Source organism: Natrialba taiwanensis DSM 12281 (genome assembly GCF_000337595.1).
Classification (GTDB): Archaea; Halobacteriota; Halobacteria; order Halobacteriales; family Natrialbaceae; genus Natrialba; species Natrialba taiwanensis.
On sequence record NZ_AOIL01000049.1, the window covers coordinates 1 to 16,734 of the forward strand.

Sequence of the window (16,734 nt, forward strand, 5' to 3'; positions counted from 1 at the left end):
ATTCCTGCTGACCCGCTCTTCCGATCTGAGCAATGGTCCCCCGCGACATCGGGCTGGTGATCGGCGAGACGGGGATCGCTCGCGGCGACCGCGTCCTCGACGCCGGCACCGGAACGGGCGTGCTCGCAGCCTCGATGGCCCGGGCCGGCGCGTCGGTCGTCACCTACGAGCGCGACGCCGAGTTCGCCGACGTCGCCCGCGAGAACATGGAACTGGGTGGCGTCGAGGACGCCGTCGACGTCCGAACCGGTGACCTGACCGCTGAACTCGAGACCCTCGACCGCTCGTCGTTCGACGTGCTCACACTCGACACGGGCGATGCGGCGGACGTGGTTCCGCACGCCCCGGACCTGCTGGTCGAGGGCGGCTTCGTCGCCGTCTACAGCCCGTTTATCGAGTCGACCCGCGAGGTCGTCGACGCGGCCCGCGCGGCTGAACTCGCGAACATCCGCACGCGGGAGACGATCCAACGCGAGATGCAGTTCGACGACCGCGGTTCCCGACCCTCGACGGCTCCTGTGGGTCACACGGGTTATCTGACGATCGCGCGGAACGAATAGCGTCTTTTTACACCGTCACGGCCGGAACCGGCGACACATCCGAAGCGGCAGCTATGCTCCCGCAAGACGCGACAGACCGCAGCGTAAAATTCCGTTAGTTGTCGTCCTCGCGCCACTTGTGCTCGCACTCGGTACAGATGAAGAATCTCGTCTCGGATTCGTCGGCCGAGCGAATCTGTTGCATGTACCAGTACGCGCGGTCGTTGCCACACTCCGGACACTTCGCATCCGTCTCGGGAAGCGACGTCTCCTCCGAGGACTCGATGACCTCACTCGCCTCCTGATCTTCGGTGACGGTGTACTGATCCGCGTCGCCCTTCGGTTTCGTAAACCCGCAATTACCGCACTCCCAGACGCCGTCTTCGGCTTTCATCATCGAACCGCATTCGTCACAGAACTCCATTGTTGTCCGGCTTACGGCGGTCGAGCGACTTAAGCCACCCGTTTGGATACGGGACGGCTACCGGCCCGTCTCCCCGTGCGTCTTGCAGGTCCTTGCAGATCCGAACCCCCTCAGCCCTCTCCTTCCGACTGAAACGGCTCGCCCACCGCCTCCCGTGGCAACACGTTGTGCAACTCCGCCTCGAGTTCATCGGCCGTCTCGAAGCGGTCGGCCTGCAGCTGCCGAAGCAGCGACCCGAGGTTCCGTTCGCCGTCGGCGAGCACCAGCGTCGTGTCGCTGAACTCGTCTGCCGCATCGTCACTCGTCACCGGGTACGTGAGCGTCTCGAACGCAGTGTCGATCTCGTTCAGTTTGAGTGTCGATACCATAGGGGACGAAACGCCGTCTACCGGCTTGTACCTCCCCATCCGTGGCGATGACGCTCACTCGCGGGGACATTTCGGTTCGAAACGCTAATCGGTCGAGGGGGCACACGTCACTACCAATGCGAAGTCTCGTTCGACTGGTCGCTGCGCAGTTTGCCGTCGATCGGCGAGTGCTCGCGCTCGCGTTCGCCCGCATGGCGGACGGAATCGGGAACTCGTTTCTGGTCATCGTTATTCCCCTCTACATCGGAAGCGACATCGTCGGTGGAACGACGTTCGGACTGTCGGAGTCGATGATCATCGGCGTTATTCTCTCGTTGTTCGGTTTCTTCAACAGCAGTTTTCAGCCGCTCACCGGCCGTCTCTCGGATCAAACCGGTGCCCGAAAACGGTTCGTGCTGATCGGTCTCGCCGGCCTCGCAACGACTAACGCGGTCTATCTGTTCGCCGAAACGTACGTCTCGCTCGTCGTCATCCGCGCACTGCAAGGCGTCAGCGTCGCGTTCATCATTCCGGCGTCCGTCGCGCTCGTCAACGAACTCGCGACGACGCAGGACCGCGGCGGAAACATGGGCGTCTACAACACTTTCAGGCTGGTCGGCTTTGGCTCCGGACCAGTCGTCGCGGCCGCAGTCGTCAACGCGGGTCCGTACGGCCTTCCGATCGGAGGGCTGACGGTGTCGGGTTTCGATGCCGCGTTCTACATCGCGACGATCACGGCCGTCATCAGCTTCCTGCTGGTAACCGTGTTGATCACCGACCCGCAGACGACGCGAGCGAACGCCGGTGCGGACCTCTCGATTCCGATCCGGGATCAGTCCGGCCGGCACCTGCTCGATCCGATCTTCACGCTCGGCGTCGCCTCGCTGTTTATGGCGACATCGATCGCGCTCTTTGCGACCATCCAGATTCAGGTCAACGAACATCTACAACAGGGAGAGGTCTGGTTCGGGTTCCAGTTTGCGGCGTTTATCATCGCCCAGGTCCTGCTCCAGACGCCGATCGGCCGCGCCTGTGACCGCTACGGTCGCCGTCCGTTCATCGTCGTCGGCATGCTGCTCTTGATTCCGACGACGCTCTCACAGGGGTACGTCCCGACCTCGGAGACGATGTTTCTCGCCCGCCTTCTGCAGGGTGTCGCCGGTGCAATGGTCTTCGCACCGTCGCTCGCACTTGCGGGAGACCTCGCCGGCGAAGGCGAATCGGGCTCGAAACTCTCGGTGCTGACGATGGCTTTCGGCTTCGGCATCGCTATCGGTCCGCTTTCCTCGGGCGCACTGGTCGGATTCGGTTTCAAAGTGCCGTTCATCTTCGGCGCGGTACTCGCCACGCTCGGCGCAATCTTGGTCTACACGCAGATCGAGGAAACCCTCGAACACACCCAGCCGGTTCCGGTCGTCGGCGACGACTGATCGAGACCAATCCGATTTGACGCCGCGGGACCGACACACGACCACCACGAAACCGGCACAAAACCGGCTGTCAGCGCCACTACGACCCACGCTGCAACGCTGGAATCGGGACGCAACGCAAAAGTACCACATCCCCGTACGCTTCGACGATGACGCTCTCGGAGGAGGCCAGTGAACGGCTGGCCGACGTAGTGGAGTTACAGCCGACGAAAAACGCCGAGTTGCAAGATCGGTGGGGGTTAGAGAGCGGCAGCGAGGTCCACCAGTATCTGGAGAACGAACTCGGCGACTACTACTTTCGCGACGACAACAGTCTGATCCGCGCGACCGCCGAGGCAGCCGAACTGGTCGACGTCGAACCCGGTATCGAGAGCGACCCCGAGAACGAGGGCGTTCCCTCCCGCGTTCGCGTTCCCGAACTTCAGGTCCAGATCGTCGACGTACTGGCCGGTCCCGACGAGGAGTCCGAGAGCGTCGTCTCGGTGCTTCACGCGCTCCGGGACGAGTTCAGCGTCGATCCCGACGCCGAGGACGTTCGGTCTGGGTTACAGAGTCTGCGCCGGAAGGGTGTCGTCGAGGTCGAGTACCGGACGGTGCCGACGTTTCGGCTGGCCGTTTCGCGCGACGAGATCGATGTCGAGGTTGCCGACTGAGAGCTGCGTTCGGTCACTGACTCTGTAGCACGGGCCGCTGTTGATCGGGGGTCGGGAGTATTCGCCTGGAGTGGGTCCGTGCGATCGCGTCTGTGCGCCACATTCGATACCGTCCAGACGAATCTACTCGCAACGTATCTCCCGAACGAATAGAAGGGATTATTGACAGTATCTGCGTACTGTTCGACATGGACGACACCAGCAGCATCGATTACGCCCTTTCCCTCGACAGATTCGCGTTTACGTTCGCTATCGGACTGCTACTGATGGGGTATTCAGCGGTGACGTACTGGCAAGTCGCGTACTCGGCCACACGTCCAACGGTCTCAAATCTCTCTCCGGGCCTCCCTAATACACTCCTGTACCTTGCCGTGTTTCTGATCGGCGCAGTTCTGGCGTTCGCAGCGACCATGACTGCACTTTACAAGGTGTTACAGGATGCGGATTTCCAGCACTCCCGATAGGACAGTTGACTCTCGGTCGTGTACTGCGGCCGCCGGCAGAGGCGGGTGTGCCCTCGTGATCGATTTTTCATCGACTGCTATTCGACAGTCTGAGTGTGAGTGTGAGTCTGAATTTGGATCGGGATCTGGATCTGAGTTCGACAGTCTACGGCTGATTTTGATCGTGGGTCCCTGGGTCGATACCGGCCGTTAGTGGTTCTGTCCTGGCCGTCGCCGCCGCCGTCGTGCTGCCAGCAGTTGCTGGCACCGTTTTCCGGGACCGCCTTCGATCGGCCAGCCGCGCGTCCGCCAGACCGGCGGCTCCGGTTCGAACGCGGGACACGACCCGCAACACTCTGCCCCCGTCGGCTGGCAGTCCTTCGCCGTACAGTAGGGCACGAGCTGCGTTCCATCCTCGCGCAGCGTAAACCGTCGACAGTCCGGCCGCATCGTCTCGACGAACGACCGCCAGCCGCGCTCGTAGGCCCGCTCGGCGATCGCGAGTCGCGTCTCAGCTTTCGCGTCCGGATCAGCGAACTCGAAGCGAGCCGCCGAACCGTCACGATCGCCGCCGCTCGAGCGCTCTATGATCCGCGTTCCCGGCTCCTCGACTGCAAGCTGGCGGGGGTGCCACGCGATTTCGGCATCGAGCGTCGCCGAGTTCAGGACGAGGATGCCCGCTTCGACCGGAAGGTCCTCGAAGAGCACGGGTTCGACGCGGCCGTCGGTTTTCCGTGTGGCGACCCAGACCTCGTCCGCGAGCGCCATGCCGACGTCGAACTCGAGTTGGGAGGCGAGAGCGCGGGCGGCGCTCGCATCCAGATCGGGTTTGTTCTCGATGGCGACGATACGCTTGACCCACGCCGGATAGGGCCACTTGCGGCGAATCTGAATCCGATTGCCCTGCTTGCGCGTGTCCAGAACGTCGCGGTCAGCGGCGCGGTGAATCGATTCGCGGACGTACCGCCACGGATACCCCGGCTCGGGAAGCGCATCGCGATAATAGGTCCACTCTCGGGGTGCGTTTCGAACGACGTGCAACAGGTCACTGTCGAGTCGCTTCGGCCCGAACTTCGCGCGCTCGCGAAGGGCGCTTGGATCGCACTCGAGGACGATCGTGTCCCAGCGGCGGCGTTTCGTTCCGAGCTGTCGGGCGACGAGCGCATATGTGTCGGTCTCGCGTTCGTCCAGTGGCCACTCGCGTTCGGCCCATCGGCAGGTCCGTAGCTCGAAGCTGAACTCGGCAGTGTCCGTGCTCACGGACGCCGTTGGATGCGTGGGAAGAAAAACGCTGCTCGACCGATTCGTGAGGACGGTTCTCAACGCATCGTCAGTCTCGTCGCAGCAACGGTCGTCGTCAAGCAGCGGTAGTCACCGCCGAGCGGCGCGCTTACCGACCCACGCTGACCGTCCAATCGCTCTCGGCCGCATAAGTAGCGGCCCCGCACAAGTGGCGGGCGGGGACCGCTTACGCGTTGTCCTCGTCTAAGATTTCGTCTAAGTACTCGTGGGCGTCCTCCAAGATTTCTCGTGGGCCGTCCTGTGTGACGGTGTTGACTGCCTGCTCGTAGTCGCGCCATTGCAGGTCGCGGTGTTCGTTCGAGAGTTCAGCGCTCGCCTCGAACGACTTCGCAATAAAGAGGTGAACGGTTTTGTGAATCGTCTTGCCGTTCGCCTCGAAGACGTAATCGTAGTCCTTGCGAAACCCGTCGAGAAGGCGAAACTGATCGATACCTGCCTCTTCCTTTACTTCGCGGATCGCCGTCTGTTGTAGCTCTTCAGCTCCTTCGACACCGCCCTTCGGAAACTCCCAGTCGCCCGGGCGGCTCTTGAGTAGAAGATACTCGCGCCGGCCCCGCGTGTCGCGGAAGAGGATCGCGCCTGCGCTCGTAGCTTCGACTGCCATTATCAGTGCTAATAGATGCGACGTTAAGAGAATATCGGACTGTTCGTCGCGCGTAGACGTATCTCAGCAGGTTTTTACGCGCCGACCGTGGACGATTGGACAACACAGCCATGACCTTCGTCACCCGCCTTACGCTCCAGAGCGGCGATCGCGCCGCCCTCGACGGTATCGTCGACGACATCAAAACCACCGCCGAGCGGAAGGGTGCCGCCCTGAAGGGTCCCCACTCCCATCCGCCGAAGAAACTATCGGTGCCCCAGCCCTGTCGGCTGCACGCAGACGACGACCGCCGCTTCGACTCGTGGGACTACACGGTGTTCACCCGCGAACTCGAGATTCACGGGCACGATAACCTCGCCCGCAACATCGCCTCGCAGAACTTTCCGGATTCGGTCCATATCGAGGCCGAAGTCGAACAGATTCACGGTGCAGGCCGCGGAAACCGAAACTAGTCCCACCCGGTCGATCCACGGGTGCGTGCGTTCGATCCTGTCTACGGCTTCTCCAATGTCACCCAGTAATGGGCCTGATTTTCGCCGGATTCGTGCCGTACCTCGGCGACGTGCCACCCGGTCCCGACGGCGGCCTCGCGCACTCGTGAAGGACTGAACAGCCGAAAGAGCAACGTTTCGCCGACCTCTCCTTCGTACTCAAAGTGCAGCAATCGGTACGCCAGGCCGGGCGTCGGATCCGACCGGTACCCACACAGTGTCTCGGCGCCGTCGACCGTCGGATCGTAACAGTCCAGAACGGCCGTCGCCTCGGGCGCGGTCACAACTGCCAAGTCTCCGAGAAAGCGCCGTAATCCCTGCATCGACCCCGCAAGGCCGAGTTGCGTCCCGTGAGCGAGCGCCGACCGGAATTGGTTTCGGTCGAACGACTCCCGGAGTTCGAACATGTCGGCACGCCGCGCGTCGCGAACGCCGCGCTCGCGCATCGTCTCGACGAGGTGCTCGCTCACCTCGATGGCGACCGTCTCGAACCGCTCTTGAAAGTATCGCGCGTGCCGTCCCGCCCCCGCACCGATATCCAGGAGCGGCCCCTCCAGCCGCGATTCGAGCCACTCGCCGTCTGCACTCTCGCCGGTGAACGGCGTGAGGTAGAACTCGCCGATTGGATGCTCGCCGGATTCCGGCCCGTCTCGATGGATGAGCGGCTCGGTTTGGTTTCCCTGAACGCGATCCCGGATAGCGCGGCCGTACGGATCTGGTGACATCGCACCTCGAGTTCACTCGCCATCGGTACTAACGCTAGGTATGCATTGGTACCGAGACACACTGTCTGTGACTGCAATCGATGACGCCGTCTGCAGTGAGACGACTCGGTGACCGACCGACACCACGAGACGCGACTACGACCGGTCGGCACGCCTTTCACACCGCTCGACAATAGTCCGCTATGGTCGATAGCGACCTCGTCACACTCCGGCGAGACCTGCACCGCAAACCCGAACCAGCCTGGCGCGAGTTCTACACGACCGCTCGCATCGTCTCCGAACTCGAGTCTCGATTCGAACTCGACGAACTCCACGTCGGCCCGGACGCGCTCGCCGGCGAGCATCGGCTGGCCGTCCCCGACGACGCCGAACTGGCCGACTGGTACGAGCAGGCCCGCGAGTACGACATCGACCGATCGGTTCTCGATGAACTCGAGGGCGGTTACACGGGAGCCGTCGCGGTCCTCGAACGCGGCGAGGGACCGACGGTCGGCCTGCGGGTCGACATCGACGGTCTCCCGCGACCCGAGTCCGACGACGCCGACCACGTCCCCGCCGCTGAGGGATTCCGCTCGGAACACGACGGCGCGATGCACGCTTGCGGGCACGACGCCCACGCGACCATCGGCGTCGGGGTGCTCGAGGCCATCTCGGAGAGCGACTTCTCGGGCACGCTCAAAGTGTTCTTCCAGCCCGCCGAGGAGGTCATCGGCGGCGGCAAGTCGATGGCCAAGAGCGAGCACCTTCAGGACGTCGACGCCCTGCTCGCCGCCCACGTCGGCCTCGATCACCCGACCGGCGAGATCGTCGCCGGCATCGACGGCTTCCTCGCCGTCTCGCACCTCGAAGCCACGTTCACCGGTGAACCGGCCCACGCCGGCGGCCACCCCGAGCAGGGGCGAAACGCCGTTCAGGCGATGGCGACGGCCGTCCAGAACCTCTACAGCATCCCCCGACACAGCGACGGGCCAACGCGGATCAACGCCGGCGTCGTCGAGGGCGGCAGCGCCGCGAACGTCATCCCCGAAGAAGCCCGCATCGTCGCCGAAGTCCGGGGCAAGACGACCGATCTCATGGAGTACATGCGTTCGAACGCCCGCCAGGTGCTCAACAGCGCCGCCGACATGCACGACTGCGAGGTCGAGATCGAACTCGGTGCCGAGGCTCCCAGCGCGACCAGCGACGCCGATCTGGTCTCCGTCGTCAGCGATGTCGCCAGCGAAACGACGGGCGTCGAAACCGTCCTGGAACGAGATGAACTCGGCGGCAGCGAGGACGCGACGTTCTTGATGCAGGCCGTCCAGGACAACGGCGGCAGCGCCTGCTACGTCGGTATCGGGACCGACCACCCCGGCGGCCACCACACCGCGACGTTCGACGTGGACGAGGAGAGCCTTGAGCACGGCGTGGCTGTGCTCGCCGGTGCGATCGAACGGCTCGACAGCGAGCGGTAGTCGTTTCCGGTCCTGTTATTCCAGAATGTTATTATAACCCAACCAGTATAGGTATCTGACAGTGCGTTTCACTACAGTCACTGCTTGGCCCGACCCGGCCGAGGTGACGTGTCGGTGATCCAGCTGACGCGATTCCGGCTCGGACTCTGGCTTCGAATGACTGTCGCACTTATCTTAGTCACACTCGGCCAACTCACCATCCTTGCCTTTGAGTTCGTCATCGTTGCGATCTGTGTCGTATATCTGTACCTCGAACTCGAGACGCTGCTGGCGATCTTTTTCGTCTTCGGACTGGTCTTCACGTGCGTGTACGCCGGCTGGGTCGCCGTTACGAAACCGATACGGTGGCTCTATCCGGATCGGACGCTTTCCGATCGGATCGCTCATGACGGCGTCGCCGACGCTGTCGAATCCGTCGGTGAGTGGCTGCTGTCCTCACAAGTACTCATGAAGTGGCAAAAGTCCCTCGCGACACTCCTCACACTGGTTGTGGGACTCTTTGTCGGCTTCGCCGTCGCGGAGTCCACCAATTGGCGTGCGGCGATCAACCTCCAGCAGACAGCAGTCGTGGTCGGCGTTCTCGCAGTGCTAGCCCTCCTCGCGCGGGTCGTCTACGGCGAATGGACCGACGACGCGGCCGCGCTCCGTGAACTCGAGGACTCTGCCCGCGTGCCCGAGGACCCAGCGGTCGAACTTGCGGCCCAACGGGCAGCGGTCCAGGCTCGCGTCGACCGCCTTGCCAGGCAAGTCGACGTGCCGTCGCCGACGGTCGTACTCGGAACGTCGTCGACTCCGATCGCCGCAACCGCCGGCTACCGCCCCACGAGTTCGACCGTCGTCATTTCGCGCGGACTTGTCGACGTACTCGAGGCCGACGAACTCGACGCCGTCCTCGCACACGAACTCGCGCACGTCCAGAATCGAGATGCCGCAGTGGTGACGATCCTCTCGGTGCCGGCGGCGTATGCGTGGGAAATGGTTGAACGGTACGAGCACGGCGCCATCATGATCTTGGCCGGGGCAGTCCTCGCTGCGGTCCGCTGGTCCGTCGCCATCGTCAGCAGATACCGCGAATACTGCGCGGACGAGGGGTGCGTCGCGATCACCGGCGATCCTGCCTCGTTGGTGAGCGCTCTCGAGACACTTGATACCGAACTCGAGCACCGTCCCGCAGCAGATCTCCGACACCACGACTCGGGTGCGGCGTTCTCGATCGTGCCGCCTCCGTGGAAGGAACACCGGTTTTTCGATCGGACGCGGAAGTTCATCGACCGGAAACTGTTGGGAACACACCCGCCGACCGAAAACCGAATCGAACGACTCCGTACTCACGTGTGAAATCCGTTGTCGCAGGCCGGGAGAGCATCGAACACCGTGAGAAGCTCACACTCCGGGAAGAGAAGACTATCTGTACGTTCTCGACCGCGAACGGCGACGCCGTGAGGCGGACCGACGACTGACGTGGAATACGCTCTGTTCACCCGAAACGAGAGGGGGAGTGCTTTGTATTGGCTGTTACCGAGACATTGCGCCGTGTGGCGAAGCCACCAGTTCGCCGGATCCAGCGTGAGATTTCGTTGCTAGTACTTGGGGTCCGCGCCGGTCGTCTCGTACACCGCTTCCATCAGCTCGTCGCGGCGCTGTTGCCAGTGTTCGAGCGCGGCGGGGTGGTCGGGATAGTGCTCGTAGAGTTCAAGGAGCTCGTCGGCGCGGCGTTTGGTCTGGAAGAGGTTCCAGATAGTGCCCCAGTGACCGCGGCTGTTGAGCAGGCTCTCGAGCGCGAGTTTCGGGCCGATGCTGGTACTCCCGGAGTACAGCGCTTCGGCGAGTTTCTCACCGGGCATGGCCGCGAGCAGCCCCATCAACTCGTCAACGTCGACGGCCGTCGAGAGGATGTTGTATACGTCGAGTGCAGCGTAGCGCGCCCCGAAGTGGTCCATCACGCGCTCGTTGTACTCCCAGAGGGCCTTCTCGCCGAGGTCGCCGTCCTCGAGGCCAGCGATGATCGCTTCGGCGGCGTACTTGCCGGCGTAGGCGGCCCCGGCGATACCCCCGCCCGTCGTGGGGTTGACGTGGCCGGCGGCGTCGCCGATGGCGACGTAGCCCGGATGGACGGCGGAGTCGTACGGCCGGCGAGTGGGCAGTGCGGCACCGAGTTTGTCGTCGACCGTCGCGCCGTCGAACTCGGCGCGGTTCTCGAGGTCGTATTTGAGGTCGTCGACGAGTTTCATCGGCTCTTCGCTCATCTGAAAGCCCAGGCCGGCGTTGATCTCGGTTTCCGTTCGCGGGAAGTACCAGAGGTAGCCTGCGGCTCGTTCAGTCGGCTTGAAGACGAGCGCATCCGACCACTCGACCGGCTCTTCGACGTGAACGATCTCGCGGTAGGCCGAGCAGAAGTGCGAGTAGTCGACGTTGGTGTCGAACGTCGAGTTCGAGAAGTCGACGTAGTCCTGGAGCACGGAGAGCGATCCCGCGGCGTCGATGACGACGTCGGCCTCGTAGGTGCGCGGATCGCCCTTGTGGACGGCTTCGACGCCGGTGACGGGGCCGCCGTCAGATTCCTGGGTGACGTTCTGGACGACGGTATCGTAGTGGAAGTCGGCACCCGCATTTTCGGCCCCATCGATGATCCGACGGCCGTACTCCCAGCGGTCGATAACGGCAAGTTCGCCGGGAATCGGTATTTCGAGGACGGTATCCTCCTGTGGAATCTCGAAGCGGCCGTGATCGACGCCGGTGTTCGTGAACGCGGGTTCGAGGTGGGACTTCGGGATCGACTCGGGGAACGCGTCGGCTCCCTTGAGCGCGTCGCCGCAGGCGATGTGGCCTGCTTCGTCCTCGGTCTTGCGTTCGAGGACGACGACGTCGTAGCCGTCGCGTGCGATTGTCGCCGCCGCATAGCAGCCCGCGGTTCCGGCCCCGACGACGACGACATCCGGCGAGTGGGTCGTGCCCTCGAGGGTCGACGCGGCAGCCGACTGTTCCTGTGTGCTCATACCAACACTGTGGACACCGTGGTAAGAAAACGTTTTATGGTCTCTCCGTCCCCTGCTCGGGGTCAAAATACGTCCCAGCGACGGATCTCCACGTTCCCTGTTTCGCGTCCGAACCGACCGGCATTCGCTCGACGACAGGTTCGATCCCGCGAGTTTCGTCCCATCAACGAGGACAGAAGCGTAATAAAGAGTTTTAGTGCCGTTCTTCGTAGCTACTCGTATGACTGACTACACGATCGAGTTCGTCGGCACGGGTGAGACGATCACCTGTTCGGACAAGGAAACCATTCTCAGCCGGTGTCTCGAGGAGGGAATCGCCCAGGAGTACTCCTGTCGCGTCGGCATGTGTCTGGCCTGTTCGGCCGAAATCGTCGAGGGCGAGGTCACCCAGCCGGCGGCTCGCGGGCTCACCGAAGAGGAGGCTGAGTCGTACGCACTGACCTGTATGGCCCGCCCCCAATCCGATCTCAAACTCGACCGCGGGGAGTATCCGCCGAGCATCGAAAGTGAACTCGAGGCGGGCGGTGCGGGCGAGACGGCTGCAGCGGACGACTGAGACGCATCGAAGCGAACAGATCTGATTCCTTCCTTGCGAGCGTCCTCGTCCGATCGTCTGCACTGATTTGAACGCTGATTTATCGAAGGTGAGTGGCAAACGTTACTACGGGTGAAGAGAGAAGCGGCGTGTATGCCCGCCTACGACCGGTCATCTGCAACGGGATTTCGAGAAATCGATCGATGGCGCGGCGGTGTCGGCTGGATCGCGCATCCGAACGAGGACGGGGAGCGGGCAAGCCACGCGCTCGTAGGTACTGGCGGCGACGAGGTCTGGCTCGTCGATCCCGTCGATGCACCCGGGATCGACGAGTTCGTCGCGGAGTTCGGCGAGGTCGCTGGCGTCGCCGTGCTCTCTAGCCATCACGCCAGAGACGCCGGCCCCATCGCGACGCGCCACGACGTTGCCGTCCACATCCCGCAGTGGATGGGTCGCGTCGCAGCGCGCGTCGACGCCCCGATAGAGCGCGAGGAGCGCGTTCTCGGCACGCTGGGATTCGAAACTCGCCGTGTCGAACCGCTCTCGCTCTACCAGGGCGCGATCGCGTACCGCGACGCCGACGGAACGCTCATCGTTCCGGACCTGCTCTCGTCCGGGTCGGCCTACCCGATCGGCGACGAACGCATCGGCGTCATGTTGGGGGCTAGACTCTTCCCACCGCGAGAGCCGTTCGCTGCACTCGAACCCGAACGGATACTGTTCGGCCACGGCGAGGGCGTCTTCGAGGACGCGACCGACGCGCTCGACGAGGCGCTTGCCGGCGCACGCAGGCGATTCCTGCGCGCTCTCGTGCAAAACCTCGGGACAAACCTCCGGTTGTTTGGCGCTGCGATGAGAGACTAGCGCCGCACGGCGACGCTCAGAATTAGCTTCAGGCTCGTATCGACGACGTCTCGAACGTGTCCGGTTTCTCGACCGCGCCAGACCGACCGGTCGTCCACCCAGCCGATCGGTTCATCGCCATCAACCCATCGCCATCAGTCCACGAAATCGATATCGTCAGCGTCCATCTCGGGTTGGACCGGTTCGCCTTCACCGTCCGGCCGGCCGTAAATCTGGGGCGACTGGACGCCTGTCACGACGATCATCGTCCGCATGCTCCCCTCGAGCGTCTCGTCGATCGACGTCCCCCAGATGATGCGCGCGTCGGGATCGATCCGGTCGTAAATCTCCTCGACGACGCCTTCTGCCTCCTCGATCGACATATCGTTGCCGCCCGTCACGTTGACCAGCGCTGAACTCGCGCCGGAGATGTCGACATCGAGCAGCGGCGATCGCAGGGCGGTCTTGACCGAGTCCTCGGCCTTCGCTTCGGAGTCAGACTCGCCGAGGCCGATCATCGCGACGCCGCCGCGTTCCATCACGGTCCGCACGTCGGCGAAGTCCAGGTTGACGAGGCCGGGTTTCGTGATGAGTTCGGTGATGCCCTTGACCGAGCGCATCAGCACTTCGTCGCTCACCTTGAACGCCTGGCGGACGGGAAGTTTGCCGACGGAGTCGAGCAGTCGGTCGTTCGGGACGACGATGACGGTGTCTGAGACATCGCGGAGCCGTTCGAGGCCGGCTTCGGCGTTCGTCCGGCGAACCTCACCCTCCGCGGTGAAGGGGGTCGTGACGATCGAAATAGTCAGCGCGCCGGACTCGCGGGCGGCCTTCGCGACGACCGGTGCGGAGCCGGTTCCGGTGCCGCCGCCGAGTCCGGCCGTGACGAAGACCATGTCAGAGCCATCGATGGCGTCGTAGATGTCCTGTTGGCTCTCGAGGGCGGCCTCCTCGCCGACCTGCGGGAGCGAACCGGCACCGCGGCCGCCGGTCTTCTCCTCACCCATCAGGATCTTGGTGTCGGCCTCGATTTCGACGAGGTGTTGGACGTCCGTGTTGGCGGCGACGAGCTTCGCGCCGTGGATGCCCTCCTCGTGCATGCGGTTGACGGTGTTGCCACCGGCACCGCCGCAGCCGACGACGGTGATATCCGTCTGCAGATCCTGCAGAACGTCTTCCAGTTCGTCGTCCGTCATCGTCCCCGTCTGTCTGCTCGCTGACTCGTCGACCGACTGACCGTCCACGGGAGCGTCGGCCGACTCCCCGTCCTCGGCCTCGTCGATGGCGTCGTCGATGAGTGAGTCCATTCTTGACCCCTTCTAAACCATGGAGCATAATTACCTTTCCCCTACACGTCAGCCACCTGGTTGACATATTACTCCTGTATTACCTGTCAGGTGTTTTTTGCGTGATGACTGCGGTCCGGAAACGAGTAAGATATTCTTACTCCCGCTGTTCGAACCAATCAGATTAAAAACCGATCAGTTTGCTGACTGCACACGCGGTCCGGGCTGATCGATTCACCATCGACCGCGACGGGATTTCCATTCGCGAGTTCACCGAACTTCGGTCCCTCGGGGACGCCGGCTTTGCGCGCGAGTTCGGGATCGAAAGCGGTTTTTTCGGCGACGACGGCGTCCGCTTCGATCGTGACCGTTTCGTAGGTCGATTCGAGGAGCGCTGCGAGAGCCTCGATGATCGCGGTCCGCGCTGCGGGGTCGGGAACGGCGGCCCGCGATCCGACGCGGCTGCCGCCGTTGTCGGTGGTGAAGGCGACGGTTCGCTCCTCGACGGCGGCGCGGACGGCGTCGGAGTCGATCCCTTCCGCGGTGTCGACGAGGTCGCCCGGCAGGTCGACGACGGTGAACGACTCGGTGTCCTGATCACCGAACCGAACGCCGTCGTCGACGGCCCCAAGGTTCGACTCGACGGCGTCGACGAGTTCGAGCGAGCGGTCGCCGACTTCGCGGAGCCACGTTTCGCTGACGACGCGGTGGCCCGCGTCGGTCAGGGTCTTCTCGAGAACCGGCCAGTCGCCGTCGAGGAGCGCGATGTCGGCGTCGCTGGCTGCGAACGCCGCGTCGAGAACGTCTCGGTGGGCCGTCGGGTGGCCCAGCTCGTCGAGCGCCCAGTCGGCCGCCATGTGGCCCACCGCCCAGGGCGTCTCGCGGACGATTCGTTCGAACCGGGGCGCGTAGTGGTTGCCGCCGAAGCCGACGATCTGCTTCCGACGGTGCGGGGCGACGCCGCGGAGGGAGAGAATCGCGCGGGCGACGGCCCGTGCACCGGCGGGGTCGTCCCACTGCGCGTCGTCGCTGCCGAGTTCGGCGAACAGGGACGGACAGCCGACGTCGGTCGGGCCGTGGTGGGTGCACTCCATGCCGACTTCGTACGCGTCGGGAGCGAACTCGTCGAAGGCCCCGAGCAGTTCGGCGAGGGCGTTCGGGCAGGCCGCGGCGACGGTGTCCTCATCGCCGCCGAACTCGGCCGGGCCGAAGTTACCCGTGAAGTGGCCGGTCAGCAACGCGTCGGTGTCGCCCGAGTGGCGCGAGGCGAAGACGAGCAGATCGGGGTCGCAGTCGAACGCCGCGGCGGGCCGTTCGAGTTCGATGTGTAACTGCTCGAAGGTGCGGAGTTCGGCCCCGTCGGTGGTGTAGTAGGTGCCGCCGCCGTCATCGTCGGGGCGGCGTTCGTCTTGGCGGGTCTCCCAGGTTTCGAGTTCGCGCAGGTGGTCGCAGATGTGAACGGAGGCGCGGTCGGCGCGACTTTCGACGATCGCGAGGGTCGTGTCGCTGTCGCTCATATCCGTTCTGCGAAGCGCTCGTCGTTAAGTCGCCCGCTTTCGCTTTTTCCTTTCGTCCGCGTCTCAGAGCGCGAGCAGGGCGATGAAGACGCCGTAGCCGGCGATGAGGGCGACGCCGTCGCGGCGCGTGAGACGCCGGCCGTAGGCCATGAGCCCGACGACCATGACGGTGACGGCGACGAGAAAGGGGAACTCGAATCGGAGCGTTCCGGGCGCGATGTCGATGGGCGTGATGACGGCGACAACGCCGAGGACGGCGAGGATGTTGTAGATATTCGAGCCGACGACGTTGCCGATGGCGAAGCCGGCTTCGTCGCGGATCGCACCGACGACCGAGGCGGCGAGTTCGGGAAGCGAGGTGCCGAGGGCGAGGACGGTGAGGCCGATGAAGAGATCGGAGAAGCCGAGTGCGGACAGGAGGTCGGTGCCGCCGGAGACGAGCCAGCGCGAGCCGACGAGGAGCGCGAGCAGGCCGGCGAGGACGAGTGCGATGTCGCGGAAGGTGATGCCGCTTGCGGTGGCGGTACTGGCGGTCGCGTCCGTCGTGTCGGTTGCGCTCGTCGCGTCGGCGGTATCGCGGCCGGTGGCGTCCGCAGCGCTGTCGTCGTTCTCGGCCTCGCCGTCGGCGACATCGTCGGGAAGCTCGTCCATCGCGATCGGATCGTTCCCGGCGTTGTGCAGCAGGTAGCCGGTGAACCCGGCGAGTACGAGCAGGAAGACGATCCCCTCGATGCGCCCGAGCGTGCCGTCGAGCCCGAGAACGACCAGTAAGAGCGCGGCCAGTCCCATGACGGGGACGTGGCGACGCATGACCGTTTCTCCGACCGGCAGCGGACGGATGAGCGCCGAGACGCCGAGGACGAGGCCGATGTTGGCGATGTTCGAGCCGACGATCGCGCCGAGTCCGATGTCGGTCGAGACGTTCAGCGCGCCGATGGTCGACACGAAGAGTTCGGGTGCGGTGGTCGCGAACGCGATGACGGTGACGCCCACGGTCGCGGCCCGGATCCCGATCCCCAGCGCGAGCCGGCTGGCTCCGGCGACGAGGAGTTCAGCGCCGACATAGAGGGCGACCACGCCGGCCGCGAGCAGGAGGATCGGCAGGAGGGTTTCGCCAGACACGACCGGTGGTACTCACGAGGGGG

General features: G+C 64.0%; 17 protein-coding genes and 1 pseudogene. 9 read left to right on the plus strand and 9 right to left on the minus strand.

Annotation, left to right across the window (positions count from 1 at the left end; translation table 11 throughout):
• Positions 1–32 precede the first annotated feature (32 nt).
• Positions 33–560, plus strand: a pseudogene (locus C484_RS12970) (methyltransferase domain-containing protein); the annotation flags it as partial.
• 94 nt (positions 561–654) lie between these two features.
• On the opposite strand, the gene C484_RS12975 reads toward C484_RS12970, so the two are convergent.
• Entirely contained in the window at positions 655–963 is a 309-nt protein-coding gene (locus C484_RS12975) for a transcription factor S (protein WP_006826377.1), read from the minus strand.
• Between the two features lie 110 nt (positions 964–1,073).
• The gene (locus C484_RS12980) at positions 1,074–1,331 is read right to left on the minus strand and encodes a DUF5789 family protein (RefSeq protein WP_006826378.1); all 258 of its coding nucleotides are present in this window, start codon (positions 1,329–1,331) and stop codon (positions 1,074–1,076) included.
• Positions 1,332–1,447: 116 nt separating this feature from the next.
• On the opposite strand from C484_RS12980, the gene C484_RS12985 reads away from it, so the two are divergent.
• The 3 genes from C484_RS12985 (at position 1,448) to C484_RS12995 (ending at position 3,857) form a co-directional block, all read left to right on the plus strand.
• The gene (locus C484_RS12985) at positions 1,448–2,740 is read left to right on the plus strand and encodes an MFS transporter (RefSeq protein ID WP_006826379.1); all 1,293 of its coding nucleotides are present in this window, start codon (positions 1,448–1,450) and stop codon (positions 2,738–2,740) included.
• A 149-nt stretch (positions 2,741–2,889) separates the two neighbouring features.
• A complete protein-coding gene (locus tag C484_RS12990; RefSeq protein WP_006826380.1) occupies positions 2,890–3,393 on the plus strand; it encodes a DUF5797 family protein in 504 nt (167 codons plus the stop codon).
• A gap of 188 nt (positions 3,394–3,581) precedes the next feature.
• A complete protein-coding gene (locus tag C484_RS12995; RefSeq protein ID WP_006826381.1) occupies positions 3,582–3,857 on the plus strand; it encodes a hypothetical protein in 276 nt (91 codons plus the stop codon).
• A 189-nt stretch (positions 3,858–4,046) separates the two neighbouring features.
• Here the strand turns inward: C484_RS12995 and C484_RS13000 are convergent, their stop codons facing one another.
• On the minus strand, positions 4,047–5,096 hold the full coding sequence (locus tag C484_RS13000) for a DUF5787 family protein (protein ID WP_006826382.1): 1,050 nt from the start codon (positions 5,094–5,096) through the stop codon (positions 4,047–4,049).
• Between the two features lie 208 nt (positions 5,097–5,304).
• Positions 5,305–5,742, minus strand: a complete 438-nt coding sequence (locus tag C484_RS13005; RefSeq protein ID WP_006826383.1) for a bis(5'-nucleosyl)-tetraphosphatase — start codon at positions 5,740–5,742, stop codon at positions 5,305–5,307.
• Between the two features lie 110 nt (positions 5,743–5,852).
• On the opposite strand from C484_RS13005, the gene C484_RS13010 reads away from it, so the two are divergent.
• Positions 5,853–6,194: an uS10/mL48 family ribosomal protein gene (locus C484_RS13010; RefSeq protein ID WP_006664852.1), complete on the plus strand. Its 342-nt coding sequence runs from the start codon at positions 5,853–5,855 to the stop codon at positions 6,192–6,194.
• Between the two features lie 41 nt (positions 6,195–6,235).
• On the opposite strand, the gene C484_RS13015 is transcribed toward C484_RS13010, so the two are convergent.
• Positions 6,236–6,958, minus strand: coding sequence for a class I SAM-dependent methyltransferase (locus C484_RS13015; RefSeq protein ID WP_006826384.1), 723 nt, complete (start codon positions 6,956–6,958; stop codon positions 6,236–6,238).
• A gap of 182 nt (positions 6,959–7,140) precedes the next feature.
• On the opposite strand from C484_RS13015, the gene C484_RS13020 reads away from it, so the two are divergent.
• The gene (locus C484_RS13020; protein ID WP_006826385.1) at positions 7,141–8,412 is read left to right on the plus strand and encodes an amidohydrolase; all 1,272 of its coding nucleotides are present in this window, start codon (positions 7,141–7,143) and stop codon (positions 8,410–8,412) included.
• A 108-nt stretch (positions 8,413–8,520) separates the two neighbouring features.
• Positions 8,521–9,750 (plus strand): M48 family metallopeptidase, encoded by a 1,230-nt coding sequence (locus C484_RS13025; protein WP_006826386.1) that lies wholly within the window; start codon positions 8,521–8,523, stop codon positions 9,748–9,750.
• A gap of 242 nt (positions 9,751–9,992) precedes the next feature.
• Here the strand turns inward: C484_RS13025 and C484_RS13030 are convergent, their stop codons facing one another.
• The gene (locus C484_RS13030) at positions 9,993–11,408 is read right to left on the minus strand and encodes a geranylgeranyl reductase family protein (RefSeq protein WP_006826387.1); all 1,416 of its coding nucleotides are present in this window, start codon (positions 11,406–11,408) and stop codon (positions 9,993–9,995) included.
• Between the two features lie 220 nt (positions 11,409–11,628).
• Here C484_RS13030 and C484_RS13035 point away from each other — a divergent pair, with 220 nt between their 5' ends.
• Together C484_RS13035 and C484_RS13040 are read left to right on the plus strand one after the other, a co-directional pair.
• Positions 11,629–11,964, plus strand: a complete 336-nt coding sequence (locus tag C484_RS13035; RefSeq protein ID WP_006664847.1) for a 2Fe-2S iron-sulfur cluster-binding protein — start codon at positions 11,629–11,631, stop codon at positions 11,962–11,964.
• Positions 11,965–12,096: 132 nt separating this feature from the next.
• Positions 12,097–12,807, plus strand: a complete 711-nt coding sequence (locus tag C484_RS13040) for a hypothetical protein (RefSeq protein ID WP_006826388.1) — start codon at positions 12,097–12,099, stop codon at positions 12,805–12,807.
• A gap of 134 nt (positions 12,808–12,941) precedes the next feature.
• On the opposite strand, the gene ftsZ is transcribed toward C484_RS13040, so the two are convergent.
• The 3 genes from ftsZ to C484_RS13055 form a co-directional block, all read right to left on the minus strand.
• Positions 12,942–14,093 carry a cell division protein FtsZ gene (gene ftsZ, locus C484_RS13045; protein WP_006826389.1) on the minus strand — a complete coding sequence of 384 codons (1,152 nt, stop codon included), beginning with the start codon at positions 14,091–14,093 and terminating at the stop codon, positions 12,942–12,944.
• Between the two features lie 158 nt (positions 14,094–14,251).
• Complete coding sequence (locus C484_RS13050) at positions 14,252–15,589, minus strand: D-aminoacyl-tRNA deacylase (protein ID WP_006826390.1); 1,338 nt, start codon at positions 15,587–15,589, stop codon at positions 14,252–14,254.
• A 63-nt stretch (positions 15,590–15,652) separates the two neighbouring features.
• On the minus strand, positions 15,653–16,711 hold the full coding sequence (locus C484_RS13055) for a calcium/sodium antiporter (protein WP_006826391.1): 1,059 nt from the start codon (positions 16,709–16,711) through the stop codon (positions 15,653–15,655).
• Between the last annotated feature and the right edge of the window lie 23 nt (positions 16,712–16,734).

Bases quoted from the DNA above. Each gene is read 5' to 3' on its own strand.
- C484_RS12975 (WP_006826377.1), bottom strand. From the start codon at position 963: ATGGAGTTCTGTGACGAATGCGGTTCGATGATGAAAGCCGAAGACGGC.
- C484_RS12980 (WP_006826378.1), bottom strand. From the start codon at position 1,331: ATGGTATCGACACTCAAACTGAACGAGATCGACACTGCGTTCGAGACG.
- C484_RS12985 (WP_006826379.1), top strand. From the start codon at position 1,448: ATGCGAAGTCTCGTTCGACTGGTCGCTGCGCAGTTTGCCGTCGATCGG.
- C484_RS12990 (WP_006826380.1), top strand. From the start codon at position 2,890: ATGACGCTCTCGGAGGAGGCCAGTGAACGGCTGGCCGACGTAGTGGAG.
- C484_RS12995 (WP_006826381.1), top strand. From the start codon at position 3,582: ATGGACGACACCAGCAGCATCGATTACGCCCTTTCCCTCGACAGATTC.
- C484_RS13005 (WP_006826383.1), bottom strand. From the start codon at position 5,742: ATGGCAGTCGAAGCTACGAGCGCAGGCGCGATCCTCTTCCGCGACACG.
- C484_RS13010 (WP_006664852.1), top strand. From the start codon at position 5,853: ATGACCTTCGTCACCCGCCTTACGCTCCAGAGCGGCGATCGCGCCGCC.
- C484_RS13015 (WP_006826384.1), bottom strand. From the start codon at position 6,958: ATGTCACCAGATCCGTACGGCCGCGCTATCCGGGATCGCGTTCAGGGA.
- C484_RS13020 (WP_006826385.1), top strand. From the start codon at position 7,141: ATGGTCGATAGCGACCTCGTCACACTCCGGCGAGACCTGCACCGCAAA.
- C484_RS13030 (WP_006826387.1), bottom strand. From the start codon at position 11,408: ATGAGCACACAGGAACAGTCGGCTGCCGCGTCGACCCTCGAGGGCACG.
- C484_RS13035 (WP_006664847.1), top strand. From the start codon at position 11,629: ATGACTGACTACACGATCGAGTTCGTCGGCACGGGTGAGACGATCACC.
- C484_RS13040 (WP_006826388.1), top strand. From the start codon at position 12,097: ATGCCCGCCTACGACCGGTCATCTGCAACGGGATTTCGAGAAATCGAT.
- ftsZ (WP_006826389.1), bottom strand. From the start codon at position 14,093: ATGGACTCACTCATCGACGACGCCATCGACGAGGCCGAGGACGGGGAG.
- C484_RS13050 (WP_006826390.1), bottom strand. From the start codon at position 15,589: ATGAGCGACAGCGACACGACCCTCGCGATCGTCGAAAGTCGCGCCGAC.